Source organism: Segatella hominis (assembly GCF_019249725.2).
Classification (GTDB): domain Bacteria; phylum Bacteroidota; class Bacteroidia; order Bacteroidales; family Bacteroidaceae; genus Prevotella.
Genome location: NZ_CP137559.1, coordinates 2,292,320 through 2,306,261, shown reverse-complemented (window position 1 = coordinate 2,306,261; position 13,942 = coordinate 2,292,320). Strand labels below are relative to the sequence as shown.

At 43.8% G+C, this 13,942-nt stretch carries 13 protein-coding genes; 3 read left to right on the top strand and 10 right to left on the bottom strand.

What is annotated here, in order from left to right:
• Positions 1-52 precede the first annotated feature (52 nt).
• Positions 53-1,498, top strand: coding sequence for a group II intron reverse transcriptase/maturase (gene ltrA, locus KUA50_RS09550; RefSeq protein ID WP_218458242.1), 1,446 nt, complete (start codon positions 53-55; stop codon positions 1,496-1,498).
• Between the two features lie 152 nt (positions 1,499-1,650).
• Here ltrA and recA read toward each other — a convergent pair whose 3' ends face one another.
• The 4 genes from recA to crcB form a co-directional block, all read right to left on the bottom strand.
• On the bottom strand, positions 1,651-2,688 hold the full coding sequence (recA, locus tag KUA50_RS09545) for a recombinase RecA (RefSeq protein ID WP_118117195.1): 1,038 nt from the start codon (positions 2,686-2,688) through the stop codon (positions 1,651-1,653).
• Between the two features lie 50 nt (positions 2,689-2,738).
• Positions 2,739-3,980 carry a saccharopine dehydrogenase family protein gene (locus KUA50_RS09540; RefSeq protein WP_118117196.1) on the bottom strand — a complete coding sequence of 414 codons (1,242 nt, stop codon included), beginning with the start codon at positions 3,978-3,980 and terminating at the stop codon, positions 2,739-2,741.
• A gap of 37 nt (positions 3,981-4,017) precedes the next feature.
• On the bottom strand, positions 4,018-4,626 hold the full coding sequence (locus KUA50_RS09535) for a DUF6621 family protein (protein ID WP_134843629.1): 609 nt from the start codon (positions 4,624-4,626) through the stop codon (positions 4,018-4,020).
• Positions 4,627-4,752: 126 nt separating this feature from the next.
• Entirely contained in the window at positions 4,753-5,133 is a 381-nt protein-coding gene (crcB, locus tag KUA50_RS09530) for a fluoride efflux transporter CrcB (RefSeq protein WP_134843630.1), read from the bottom strand.
• Between the two features lie 183 nt (positions 5,134-5,316).
• On the opposite strand from crcB, the gene KUA50_RS09525 reads away from it, so the two are divergent.
• Positions 5,317-5,562, top strand: coding sequence for a hypothetical protein (locus KUA50_RS09525; protein ID WP_256624381.1), 246 nt, complete (start codon positions 5,317-5,319; stop codon positions 5,560-5,562).
• A 46-nt stretch (positions 5,563-5,608) separates the two neighbouring features.
• Here the strand turns inward: KUA50_RS09525 and KUA50_RS09520 are convergent, their stop codons facing one another.
• The gene (locus KUA50_RS09520; RefSeq protein WP_318346020.1) at positions 5,609-5,830 is read right to left on the bottom strand and encodes a DUF3791 domain-containing protein; all 222 of its coding nucleotides are present in this window, start codon (positions 5,828-5,830) and stop codon (positions 5,609-5,611) included.
• Between the two features lie 78 nt (positions 5,831-5,908).
• On the opposite strand from KUA50_RS09520, the gene KUA50_RS09515 reads away from it, so the two are divergent.
• Positions 5,909-6,886, top strand: a complete 978-nt coding sequence (locus KUA50_RS09515; RefSeq protein ID WP_218458154.1) for a hypothetical protein — start codon at positions 5,909-5,911, stop codon at positions 6,884-6,886.
• Between the two features lie 250 nt (positions 6,887-7,136).
• On the opposite strand, the gene KUA50_RS09510 is transcribed toward KUA50_RS09515, so the two are convergent.
• From KUA50_RS09510 to KUA50_RS09490, 5 genes are all read right to left on the bottom strand, one after another.
• Positions 7,137-8,012: an ADP-ribosylglycohydrolase family protein gene (locus tag KUA50_RS09510; RefSeq protein WP_218458153.1), complete on the bottom strand. Its 876-nt coding sequence runs from the start codon at positions 8,010-8,012 to the stop codon at positions 7,137-7,139.
• Positions 8,013-8,045: 33 nt separating this feature from the next.
• Positions 8,046-8,444 carry a hypothetical protein gene (locus KUA50_RS09505; RefSeq protein WP_218458156.1) on the bottom strand — a complete coding sequence of 133 codons (399 nt, stop codon included), beginning with the start codon at positions 8,442-8,444 and terminating at the stop codon, positions 8,046-8,048.
• Between the two features lie 657 nt (positions 8,445-9,101).
• Positions 9,102-10,247, bottom strand: coding sequence for a DUF3810 domain-containing protein (locus KUA50_RS09500; protein ID WP_218458152.1), 1,146 nt, complete (start codon positions 10,245-10,247; stop codon positions 9,102-9,104).
• A 417-nt stretch (positions 10,248-10,664) separates the two neighbouring features.
• Positions 10,665-11,375 (bottom strand): M15 family metallopeptidase, encoded by a 711-nt coding sequence (locus tag KUA50_RS09495; protein ID WP_218458151.1) that lies wholly within the window; start codon positions 11,373-11,375, stop codon positions 10,665-10,667.
• 846 nt (positions 11,376-12,221) lie between these two features.
• Positions 12,222-13,877 carry an arabinan endo-1,5-alpha-L-arabinosidase gene (locus tag KUA50_RS09490; RefSeq protein WP_218458150.1) on the bottom strand — a complete coding sequence of 552 codons (1,656 nt, stop codon included), beginning with the start codon at positions 13,875-13,877 and terminating at the stop codon, positions 12,222-12,224.
• Between the last annotated feature and the right edge of the window lie 65 nt (positions 13,878-13,942).

The window sequence follows — 13,942 nt, the reverse complement described above, 5'->3', positions numbered from 1 at the left end:
TCCATGAAGGGCAGAACCTATAAATTAAACGATAGTAATTGAAACGTACCTTATGAAGGAAAGAATGCAGAAAACATTGGCAGAAGTCAAGGGCTGCCCACAGAAAGATAGGACGGAATCCGAAGGATATGTGGGAGCGCAGACCTTCATGTGGATATGTGAAGACAACATCGTGGAAGTACCATTCGATAAGGAACACCTATTGGAGCGCATCATCAGTCCCGATAACTTGCTCAAAGCCTACAAGGCAGTGCAGCGTAACAAGGGCTGTAGCGGTATCGACAAGATGTCATGTGAGCAAATGCTCCCTTGGCTCTTGGCTAATAAGGATGTCCTAATCCGTTCCTTGCTTGACGGTTCATACCGTCCGAACCCAGTTAAAAGGGTAGAGATACCCAAAGACAATGGCAAGATGCGCCTGTTGGGCATCCCCACGGTCATAGACCGTCTGGTTCAACAAGCCATCAATCAGACCCTAACCCCCATCTATGAGCGCCAATTCTCTCCAAGAAGCTACGGCTTTCGTCCGAGAAGAGGTTGCCATGATGCCCTGAGAAGTGCGCAGAAAATGGTCGATGAAGGCTACATCTATGTGGTTGACCTCGACTTGGAGCGTTTCTTCGACACGGTGAGCCACAGCAAACTCATAGAAATCCTCAGCCGCACGATAAAGGATGGCAGGGTAATAAGCCTTATCCACAAATATCTCCGCAGTGGTGTGATGAACAAAGGAATGTTCGAGACAAGTGAGGAAGGCACTCCACAAGGAGGACCGTTAAGTCCGCTTTTGAGTAATATCATGCTCAACGAGTTGGACAAGGAACTCACACGTCGAGGTCTCCCTTTTGTTCGCTACGCCGATGACTCGATGATATTTTGTAAGTCCAAGCGTGCAGCCAAGCGCGTGAAGGAATCCATAACCCGATTCATCGAAGGAAAACTTCATCTAAAGGTGAACAGGGATAAGACATTTGTGTCCTATGTGCAAGGTGTGAAATACCTTGGCTACTCCTTTTATGTAATGAAAGGCAAATGCCAACTCACTGTGCATCCAAAAGCCAAAGCCAAGATGAAAGCCAAACTCAAGGAGTTGACTTCCCGAAGCAATGGTTGGGGATATGCCAAGAGGAAGCAAAAACTTGAAGAGTACATAAAGGGTTGGGTAGGTTACTATCACCTTGCCAACATGAAACGTTTTCTCATAGACATGGATGAGTGGCTAAGGCGACGGCTACGTATGTGTATATGGAAGTCGTGGAAGAGGGTGAAAACGAGAGTTGCCAACTTGGTAAAGTGCGGTATAGACAAATACCAAGCTTACATGTGGGGCAATAGTCGTTTGGGTTATTGGCGCATAGCTGGCAGTTATATACTATGTCATGCGATAACCAACGAAAAGTTGAGCATGGCAGGCTATGCTACACTGATGGGTTCATACATCGAATGGCACCCAAAAATAGGAACCGCCGTATGCGGAACCGCACGTACGGTGGTGTGAGAGGTCGGAAAACGAAAAGTAGGAGAAAAACTACTTCGTTTTCCTCCTACTCGATTATTATAGCTTTTGCCATAAGTACATGAAGAAAAACTATGAAGAAACGAAAAAGAGGATGTGCCATGGACTAATGACACACCCTCTTTTAGAAAACTTTATTTCTCGTTCTTGGCAGCAAGGGCTTCACGAACCTTTGCCTCGATTTCTTCAGCTAATTCAGGATTATCCTTCAATAAAGCCTTGGCTGCATCGCGACCCTGACCCAATTTAGAACCATCATAGCTGAACCAACTACCACTCTTCTGGATGATGTTGTGCTCTACGCCCAAATCAATAATCTCGCCAATCTTGCTGATACCCTCACCAAAGGTAATCTCAAACTCAGCCTTGCGGAAAGGAGGAGCAACCTTGTTCTTCACCACCTTCACACGTACCAGATTGCCAAGAACATTTTCACCATCCTTGATGGCAGAAGCCTTGCGGATATCCAGACGTACAGAAGCATAGAATTTCAAGGCATTACCACCGGTAGTCGTCTCCGGGTTGCCAAACATGATACCAATCTTATCACGCAACTGGTTGATGAAGATACAAGTGGTGTTTGTCTTGCTGATGGTAGAGGTGAGCTTGCGGAGAGCCTGGCTCATCAGACGAGCCTGAAGACCTACCACGTTGTCACCCATGTCACCCTCGATTTCCTTCTTTGGAGTCAGCGCTGCTACAGAGTCAATCACCAGAATGTCGATGGCAGAAGAACTGATCAGCTGGTCTGCAATCTGTAAAGCCTGCTCACCATTGTCTGGCTGTGAAATCCACAGATTGTCCACATCTACACCCAATTTGGCTGCGTAGAAACGGTCGAATGCGTGCTCAGCATCGATGAAAGCAGCGATACCGCCAGCTTTCTGTGCCTCTGCGATGGCATGAATGGCCAGAGTAGTCTTACCAGAAGATTCCGGACCATAGATTTCTATGATTCGTCCCTTAGGATAACCACCTACGCCAAGCGCATTGTCGAGTGCGATACTGCCGGTAGGAATCACCTCTATATTCTCGATTTGTTCATCACCCAATTTCATGATAGAGCCTTTGCCGAAGTCCTTTTCGATCTTCGCCATGGCAGCTTGAAGGGCCTTCAGTTTACCTTCATTAGGATTTAAAGTACCCTCCTTTATTTCTTCCTTTTTCGCCATTGTAATAATAGTTTTAAACTGTTATATTTTATATTTGTTTGAGGTTGCAATTAGTCGATTTCCAAATCACCATCAAATACCTCGTGCCAAGGCAAACCTTGCTTGTTGAGTTGCTCCATGAATGGATCTGGGTCGAATTCCTCTACGTTCCATACACCTGGCTTCTTCCATATGCCCTTGAGGAACATCATGGCACCAATCATAGCTGGTACACCAGTAGTATAGCTTACGCCCTGCATGCCAGTCTCGTTGTATGCCTCCTGGTGCTTGCAGTTGTTGTAAACATAGTATGTGCGCTCCTTACCATCCTTCTTGCCACGGATACGGCAACCGATAGAGGTCTCGCCGTCATAGTTCTCACCGAGATCCTGTGGGTTAGGCAATACGGCTTTCAGGAACTGCAATGGAACGATCTTCACCTTGGCAGTCTTGCCAGAGCCATCAGCCAATGGAGCCTCGTATTCAATCTCGTCGATACGGCTCATGCCGAGGTTCTGAATGCAGTCGAGATAGGTGAGATACTGCTGACCGAAAGTCATCCAGAAGCGTGCCTCCTTGATGGTAGGGTAGTTCTTTACCAGACTCTCCAACTCCTCGTGGTGCATCAGATAACTCTCGCGAGGACCGATGTTAGGGTAGGTGAGAGGTTTGTGGATAGACAGAGGGTCTGTTTCAATCCATTCACCATTCTTATACCAGAGTCCCTTCTGGGTAATCTCGCGGATGTTGATTTCAGGGTTGAAGTTGGTAGCGAAAGCCTTGTGGTGGTTACCAGCGTTGCAGTCCACGATGTCGAGCACCTCAATCTCATCGAAGTGATGTTTGGCAGCGTATGCGGTGAAGATACCGGAAACGCCTGGGTCGAAACCGCAACCGAGGATAGCGCAAAGACCAGCCTTCTCAAACTTGTCCTTGTATGCCCACTGCCATGAGTACTCGAAGTGAGCCTCGTCCTTAGGTTCGTAATTGGCTGTGTCCATGTAGTTGCAACCGCAAGCCAAACAAGCATCCATGATTGTAAGATCCTGATAAGGCAAAGCGAGGTTGATGACAAGCTCAGGCTTGTAGCTATTGAAGAGAGCCTTCAACTGCTCAACGTCGTCGGCATCCACCTCAGCCGTCTGAATATCCATCTTGTAACCCTTGGCGTGGATATCCTTTACCAACTTATCGCATTTTTCCTTGCGACGGCTAGCAATCATAAACTCGGTGAAAACGTCCTGGTTCTGGACGATTTTGAAGGCAGCCACGGTAGCAACGCCACCTGCGCCAATCATAAGTACTCTACTCATTTATATTTTATATATTTTAATGTTTATCGTCTGTTGTTTATTTTATTTCATTGGCAGAGATGCCCAAGGCACTCATCAGTGAATATCCGAGAATCTCCTGTCGGAAATTGCCGCCAGGCATTGGTTGCATGGCGAAGAGCGTGATGCGCTTGTCGTCATCCTCTACCTTTCTCAATATCTCTCGCAGGCGGTCGTAGGCATCTCCATCTTCCGAGTTGGGAATGATCATGACGCGCTTTACCTCCTTGGCATTGCAAACCGTGCGGGCAACATCCACGAGGAAATCATCCTTGCCCACCATCTTTTCCTCTGTAGGATAAGAAGATATGATAAACTCGCCCAACTTGTTGTCCTTGAAAGCCTGTGCGTTCAGATCTTTCTCATAATTGGAAGGGCGGAAGTTTTTCATTGCCATAGACTGCTTGTCGTGGATAAGCACTACTTGGGTTTCGTGCTCACCCTCTCTGAGACCGCCGTCAAGGGCAATACAGACTGCCCATTGAGCCATGTCGGCCGGTTGGATGCGACGGTTGATCATACGCTCGAAATTGACAGTCAGGTCGAAAGCCACTCTGTCAATGTAGTCAGCGTCAGCGATGATAACATTCTCGCTCCATTTTATATTGTTTGTATCTAATGAATTCATAGGTGCAAAAATACGATTTTTTTTCGTAACTTACCCCATTTTATGGATAAAATAATAAAAATGATATATTTTTTTCTTTTCTATGATGCAGATGCACTCTTTCCTCATGTGTGGATTTTCCTCTTTTCATGCGATGCATTTAGCCAAATAATGTCCTGCGAGGACAGCTAAAAGTCCCAAAGCCAGACTTCCGAAGAGATAGAGCATCATATAGGTATAACTTCCATCCTTCATCAGTCCGTAACCTTCGTTCATGAAGGTAGAGAAGGTGGTAAAACCTCCGCAAAAGCCTGTAGTGAGGAGCATTTTGACGGATGGGGATAAAAGACCTCCTCCATTCCAGTTCAATCCTGATAAAAAACCGATGATGAGGCATCCCAATACATTTACCGTCATCGTTCCGAAGGGGAATGCGATGAATGTATATGATTGCACCATCTTGGAAATCCAAAATCTCATGCCGCCTCCGAAGAAGCTGCCGATACTGACCAGTAATAATTCTTTCATTTCTATATTTTTGTGATTGCTGCATGGACAAGTTAGCAGAGCCTTTTCTGCCGGTGTCCGATTACTTATTGCAGTGCAAAATTACATGTTTTATTTCTCTTAGGCAAAAGATTTCTGGAAAAAATAAAATAGCATGCTTAATTTTTCCTCTTCCTTTTTCTTTTAGAGGAGTACAGTCTGAAGATGATCAAGAATCTTATCGAGAAATTGAAGAAGCAGAACTGGACTTTTACTTTCATCGGTACCGATGACCTTGATGTGGAGAATATCGCTATGGATATGGGTATTGACAATCATCTCCAGTTCTCGGAAGATGAGGCAGGCACCAAGAAGATGTTTGCAAGAGAGAATAGGGCGAGAGAGCGCTATGTCAAGTGCCGTGCGATGGATTGCAAGATGGAAGTGGGTAGTTACTTTGAGGAGGAATAAAGGATAATGGCCGATTCTATGATGAATTTTGATGCATGATAAACTGTCATTTCAATGCTCCTCGTTTCTTTAACAAGTTAATCAAATCGTCTATGATGTACTCCTTGCCGAAAGTATGGAGTACATCATAGCAGGGTATCATATAGCCATTTAAGATATCTGTTGACCGTAACATCTTATATACCTTACTGGCACTCATGTTCAATCGGTCGGCTAAGTTGCCAACGCAATAGGTTACGAAATCCAATTGATATTCTTGCATTTGCATAATTTTCTTTATTAATGTGGGGCAAAGTTAAGACTATTTTTCGAAAAAACAAATTATTTCTCTTTTCTTCTATACAAAATGAGAAAAATAAGCAGAAAAAATAGGATTATTCTAAAACCTTTTGTATTTTTGCAGAAAAATGGAGGTAGAGATATGAAGGTTTACCAAGATTCAAAGGGAAATATTAATGGATACTCTTGGAATATTTCAAACAAGTTTATTCAAACTGTTGTAATGGGTGGTTGCCTATTAAGATTAATGCTATTCCCTTTTGTGGGATTATATTTGATTTTCCATCCAAATGAAGGTGGAAAATATGCATTTTCTAGAAAATGGTATAATAAAATATTATGGACTTATTCTGTAATATTGCCTTTATCAGTAATATATTATGGTATAAGATATGATGATATAACAAAGGCTGAATTGTTGCTTTTACTTGGTGTACATATTATAATGCTCTTGGGTGCTTTTGGTGCTTTTATAGATGATGTCTTTTTGAACAATAACACAGTAAAAGAAAATAGTGCAAGCAAAAGTTATCACTATAATAAAAATAATGTAGATATGGTTGCTGAAATATCAAAAGAATTGGATTGTACGTTGCAATTCAAAGGGTTTAAAACCATTCGTGAATTAAAAGAGAGTTGTTCAGAAGTCCCTTCTTCTAATGGTGTGTACCTAGTGTTGAGGAGGAATAACCAACAACCGATATTTAGTATTTCTAGTTTAGGAGGTTATGTGAAAGTTCCAAATGATTCTCCTTGTTATTCACTATCTTATTTACAAGAACAATATGTTAACGGAACCTGTATTTTGTATATAGGAAAATCAACGAATATGAGAAGTCGTTTGCGTTCATACATGAGGTTCGGTCAAGGAAAGCGAGCTTCGCATGGAGGAGGAAGGGCGATTTGGCAAATGACAGATGTTGATGATTTTGTGATTTGCTGGGCAGAGACTTTGGAAAATTCAAGGATGGTTGAGTGGCGAATGATTCAAGCGTTTAAATTGAGCCATGAGGGAAAACGGCCATTTGCTAATATGAGTGATTAGCTGAATTTCTTACTAAGAGATTTTAGAAAATGAAAGCATAGGTACAAGTACATTGAGCACTTATACCTATGTCTTTATTAATAATGTTGAGGGCTTTATTTATTGCGTTGGCTCTGAGCATGAATCTTTTCAATCTGCTCCAATTTTTGTTCTCTGGTATATGAATGGTTTAGCATTTCCTTAACCTCCTTAAGAGCATTTAATGTATTTTGGCGATGAAAGTCGGTAAGAAAGATTCGCTTACAAACAACTATTTCTTGTATTTTTTATCTATTTTCTTTATTTCATTGTTGGCTTTAAATTGTTGATATATTCTTGTCATGTCCTTAGGCAGATAGTTCAAAGCTTTCTCTTTCATTTCTTGCGGAATACCGAAGCGGGCTTCGGCGATGGAGCCGACGATGGCTCCGATGGTATCGCTATCACCGCCATGAGATATAGCGAGGCGAATGGCATCCTCGAAAGATGAGGCTTGCGAGAGGAGATAGAAGGATAAGGGTACGGCATCCATACAGGTCTCATCGAACTTGCCCTTTGGATAATCTCGTGTGTCGAAATCCTCGTAATAGCTGCGGGCGATGGACATGAACCCCTGTATTGTTTCATTTTCATCCTTAGAAGCCTTAGCATTCTCATTTTTCAATCCCTTCGTTTCCTCATTCTCAGAATCCTTAGATTCTTCTGAGAATCTGCTCTTGCGGAAATGCCAGATGGCATGAGCCACGGCTTGGGCTCCCTTGATTCCTTCGGGATGGTTATGAGTAGGAAGTGCCGTCTTTTCAGCCTCTTCCAAAACCTGCGACAGGTCATCGAAGAGCCAAGCTACTGGCGATACTCGCATTGCAGAACCGTTGCCAAAGCTATTATATGGCTGCGGATTAAGAGAGCAAATCCATGCTGCGAATCTTCCGCCATACGCTCCCTTAGGTGAAGGATAGCGGCGGCACCAATCCAACAGACTTTCCTGATAGTTTCGCCCGTTCAGTATCGCATCGGCAATCGCCACCGTGCAAATGGTGTCATCGGTGAAGTCGCATCCCCCACCGAATATCTCGAAATCATAATCAAACGTATTGTTGAACTCATATTTTGAGCCAGCAATATCACCAATCATTGCTCCTAACATTATCTTATGTCTTAATGATTCTTACTCCATTTTTCACTCTATCACTTCCCAGAAACTCTCCGGCAGACTGATGTTCTTCATCTCCTTTGCGCTCTCGAACAATGGGGCGATGTCTTCGGCTTCGAAGCCGGCGATGCCGCAACCGATAGGTGTTACCAGGAACTGCATTTCTGGATGATGCTTGGCAAAATCCAGGAAATCATTCACGTATGGACGGATGGTTTCCACGCCGCCCTGCATCGTAGGGATGGCGTAACTCTGACCTTGCAAGCCTACACCCTTGCCCATGACGGCACCGAAATGCAGGCGGGCTATACGTGCCGCACCACCACCATGCATGCCAGCCAGATTGCTGCCAAACACAAAAATCTCGTTTCCCTTCAAAGAATCAATCCAGCGAGGAGTGATTCTTCCCTTCTTCATATCTTCCATATTCTTCTTATTATTAAATATGTTATTGCCATTATCAGCCGATTCCTCGCAGCACATTCTCGAAGCCATCATGCTCGGCATTGACATCTTAGGAGCACTTGAAACGGATGTGTCTTCCTCTGCAATCGACAGATAGCTTCTGTATTTCGAAGCATCGAAGTATTTCTTGAAATAAGGAATCACCACATCATGCATCATCTTCTGGCATCGCTGGGTGACGGCGGAGGCGGTCATGCCCAACTGCATGGCTACGTCCTTGCCTGGTTTCGATTGCAGGTCGTATCGCTTGTCGTAGATGCAATAAGCCACCCGGCAGTATCCGTAGTAATACTCCCTTACTATTCTTGCATTAGCATCCTTGAAGCCTTGAAGAATCTCGTCATCAGACAGTTGTGAGAGATTAGACTTCCTTGAAAAATCCTTTTCTTTCCCCATATCGTTTCGATATTTCATTTGCAAATATATACTTTTTCTTTGAGAAATAGGAGTTTTTGCTCCTTTTTTCGTTTTTACATAGTATTAAAAGAAAAAAGTAGGGAGAAAATTAAGCTGATATCAAAAAAAATAATTCCTCTTTTTTACTTTTCCCTTTTCTGAAGGTCAAATAATCGTAACGTTCAAGAAAATAAACGAATATGAGTATAAATGACAATGGCATCATTCGTCGAATGGTCGTTTCGCATGACGGCTTTCCCATGCCAGTATCAGTCCTACGACTCCCGAGTAACTCTTTCTTCCTTCTGCCACATGATTGCCCCGCAGGTAAAGATCGAAGATGAAGTCCTGGGCTGCATCGAGCACCTTGCATCGCTTGCTGAGCCAGTAGTTGCGGTCACTTTTTGCCAACTGGATGATTTCTGGTCGGATGTATTTCAGGAATTTCTCTCCTTCTTTCTCGCCTAAAATATCGAAGACATTGCGCAGAACGTGGAAGAAGATGTGATAATATCCGCTGAACTTCACTGCTTTGTCGGATGAGGCTGTGCATACGATGTAACTGTAGAAGTTTGCCTCGCCTTCATTGGCAATACCGAGTAAGTGGGCAAACTCGTGGGCATAGATGGCAGGATAGTCGTGCGGACGGATGTCGCCATTGAGGGTGAACTCGCAGAAGAATGGCCCCATGCTGCCCGTTACGCCCGACATCGAACTCAGTGGAGTGAAGAGCATGGTCTTGGCATGAGGATGCTGGTTGAAGGGAGCATTGATTCCTTCCTTGGCCCCGATTTCGTTGTAACCTTTCAGAACTGCATCCCGCACCCGATTCTTCAATCCATCATCCACCATACCATTGAATTCTTCACTTAAACTGTTGATGCTATCCGCATATCTGTAGGCGAACTCCCGAAATTTGGCTTCAGATACTTCCACAGGCTTCATGCCCGTTCTGCAGTAGATATTCGGCTGCGAGTAGTTCAGTCCCCAGGCTATATAAAACCAGGCATATACCCACAGCAGATATTCGGCTACTCTTCCGAAAACTACCTTCTTCTTGGGATAGCTGCCTCTCTTTGCAGCAAGAAAAAAGAACCGCTTGGCCAGTTGTTTCCTCCATTTTATTTCGTAGATGGGATAGAAAATGACCCAGACTATGCTGAGAGCGATGAAAATATCGCCAACGGCAAAGGGGAAAAGTCCGGAGATGGGAGAGAGAAGAGTGCCGATTATCGGATAGATACGGGTGGTGTAGATGAATCCCCATAAAGGAATCAACTTCGTAAGGGTGATGAGGCAGAGCAACACCAGCAATACCCAGTGGCGCCACTTCAATCGGCTGATATGTAGTGAATTGAGTCGTATCATGTAGCTGATTTTTGTTTTTTTCTGCAAAGTTACAAAAGTATTCGGAATCCTTGACATAACTTGCTTGTTTTTTTCGTAAATTTGCAAACGTAGAACAGATTATTAACTTAAAGAAATGGGAGGGCCGATTATGAAACGAACATTGGAAGCATTCGAGGCCAACAACCTTGAGTTTGAGAACGTCTATAATGAGGACGATGAGCGCAGAGAATATAATTCAATATGGTACACCTAAGCAGGTCCCTGCTTACTTGTAAGAAAGTATTGGATTATCAATGATAGGATAATAGATTTGAAAGAAAGACTATGTTGAAGTTGAGACTTGCACCAACTGATACATAGTCTTTTTCCTATTTCCCCCTTCTGCTTTTTCATTTGTTGAGGCTTCTTTCTTCCGCTTCCTCTTTCCCCATTTATTTATTTCTCAAAGTGCTGGTAATCCTTGCTGTATTTCCAGTCGCCACCCCATCTGAATCCTTTTTGCTTGAAGAGGCGGTAGCAGAGGTCGCCTTTCCGAATCATGTACACATGTTTCTTGCTGCGGTCGAGATAGGAACGGGCTGTAGCAGGTTCTACCACTTCCTTGCCGTTTTTGAGTCGTTTGTGGTAAGGATTGTAGAGCGTGTTGATGTCGATGGCAAGTCCCCTGCCGTGCTTTGAAACGGTGTGGGTATGTGAGATGAATCGGAAATTGAAACTGGAGGAATTGTTGTCCCGCATCGCCCGCTCGTCATCAGCATCCCAATAGTCGATGAGCCGCATCCGTTCTATCGGATATTTGGCATCATAGAGTTTGCGGAGGATATCAAGCACGTCGGCTGCTATCGTTCTGTTTACCACCATCTCTCCCACGATGTTTCTGCCGTCCTTATCCACATGGAGGCATCTCAAATATCGCAGTTCACTTCTTGCCACGCTACAATTCTTCTTGTATGTCTTTCCCTGCATCAACTGGAATATTTTGTCAGGTATAGGAGAAACGGAGAAGAAATGCGCCTCGCCCAGTTTCCTGATGGTTGCCGCAGAAACGGTTTCCCCCGGATTTTGAGCCTTCAGTGAGAGGCAGGATAACAGGAGGAGTAGAAGACATATTTCAGCCGATAAAATGTTCTTTTTCGTTTTCTTCATTCTGAGTTCGTTTTGAAAGTTAATATTTCCAATCCTTCGATTGATGGTGCAAAGTTACACATATTCTCCGAGTTACTTATCCCTTTTGATGCTTTTCTATCCTTTTTGATGCTTTTCTATGCTTTTCTATCCCTTTTGATGCTTTTCTCCCAAAGAAGTGTGTTTGGAAACAAGTCATTTGGCACCAGTAAACAAGTCATTTAGGACTCGTAAACAAGTCATTTAGCACCTGCAAACAAGTCATTTAGCACCTGCAATCAAGTCATTTAAGACTCGCAAACAAGTCATTTAGGACTCGCAAACAAGTCATTTAGAACCTGCAAACAAGTCATTTCGCTCCTGCAAATAGGTTATTTCTGAGAAGCGTAAAGTTTTACAAAATTTTCAAAAGGTGACGGTGACACCTATTTTTCATCTTTTTTTTATGCATTGGAGACACTACCCTCCAATTTGGATGTCTCCCTCTGATTATCAATCTTTTATCTATTTTCGCGCGGTAAGTCATAAAAAAAAGAGTATATAAAAGTGTCACCTGTCACCGTTTTCTGCCGAGCCTTTTATTGGAGCCAGTTTGTTGGGTGACACCTGTGACACGAGTTTTCTGTTTTTTTGTGGAGGGGTCTGTCACCCCTGTCACCCATCGGCATTGCGAAAAAAATGGATATCTGTTTCTCCTTCCATCAACAATTTGCGTCATTGATCAGAAGGCAAACTTCCATCATCATGCAATTACAAAAACTGGGTGCGAAGTGCTAACCCTTGCAAAAGCTGAAAGTTGCTGACTTGATAGTTAAGTCAGCAACTTTCTTTTTGTCATCTACTTTTTACCTTAATTCCTTTGATGTCTTAATTCTTCTTGCCCCAATATGACTTGCGGTTCCTTATACTGTTGTAGTTGCTGAGTCCGGAATATACAATAGTATATTTTCTAGGATTGGATTCCCAATCACATTCTCTCTGCAAATACATAGGTATGCCATCTATGTAGAGAATGGCATTTGCCTTGTCGTAGGACCACTTGCCACCAGCATGGAAACCTGCAGTAATCTTATGACCACTACCCAATGTCATGCTTTCAGAACTGCACTGCTGACCAAAATTATACTCCAGGGTGATATTCTCCCAGGTTCCCTTCAATTCACTTTCGAGAATGGTAAGCTGTGGCACATCACCATATCTCTCAGGCATAATGACTGGCCAGCCATCCTGTGTCCATCGAATGGAACGTACTTGTCCCATCATAAGGGCGTTTGAATATGGATTGCCATTTACTCCTGCCGGCAAACGACCTTGTGATGAAAAATACCAGTTACCTTCTCCATCATCAAAGACAGCACAATGAGAGATTCCTACCCAACCTGGACTATTGTTGAACTTGTACGGATGTGTCAGAATTGGATATGCCTCTCCACCCTTGTTGGTACAGTCTCTGCCATCCTTGCCATAGTAGGGACCTTCTATGTTCTTGGCTCTCAGCACACGAGTGTTGTAAGCCACAGAAAGTTCATCGTAGGCCAGAAAAAGATAATAGTAGCCATTGTGATATATGATCTCCGGAGCTTCAGATGCCTGCCAGCGACTATTGATATTGCGAGTATAGATACGTTTGCCATACTTGCTGATGTCTCCCCATGGGTCACCGATATTCTCATAAGGCATACCTGTATTCGGGTTCAGGCGCATGGCAACAATACCAGAATGCCATGAACCGTAGATGAGGTAATGCTTGCCATCAGGGCAGATGATATATGACGGATCGATGGCATTATACTTGAAATATGCATTCCAGTCACCTTGACCGTTTCTTCCCCAGTTGAACCCACGGTCAGTGGAAGAGCAAGCCACCATGCCCTTGTCTGTCCAATGGTTGCTTGCTGGATCGGAAGTTTCCATCATGCCGATGAAAGCTCTTTCTGTCCAGGTGTTGTCAAAATTGGCTGCATCGGCATATAAGCCATTGCCGATGTAATTATCAACCACGATGCAATAGTACATTCGGTACAAGCCATTTCTCACCTTGCGAGCACATGGCGCCCAAAATCCATAACGAAAATGCTTGATAGCAGGAAGGCCCTCCTTTGCTCTATATTCATTCACCTTGGTTGCCACCCAAGAAGGCTGTCTTCTCATGGTGGGGCCTACCCAAGTCCAGTTGATCAAGTCCTTGCTCTTACGGCAGAAGAAATGGCCATGTCCATCCAAACTGTTACCATAAGAGGCATCAGTCTGATACATGTAATAGTAGCCGTCATCAGCCTTCATGACTGTAGGGTCATGCACGTTGGCTAAATTCCAACTGCCACGCTGGTCCCAACCTGCCATTGATGCATAATCATCAATATACGATGGAGGAGTGTAAGTACTAAGGCGACCTGAAGAAGCTCTTGTTGCCAACTCTGTTTCTACCTCTGCCGCAGGAGCTAGTTGCTGCTCCAAGCTGTCGGTACAACCTGACATGATGCCAAGCAGTATAACAGCCGTCATTAAAACATTCTTTTTCATTGGTTACTTTCGGTTTATATGAAATTGTAATTGTTTATTCTCTTGCTAATCCGTAATCAAGCATC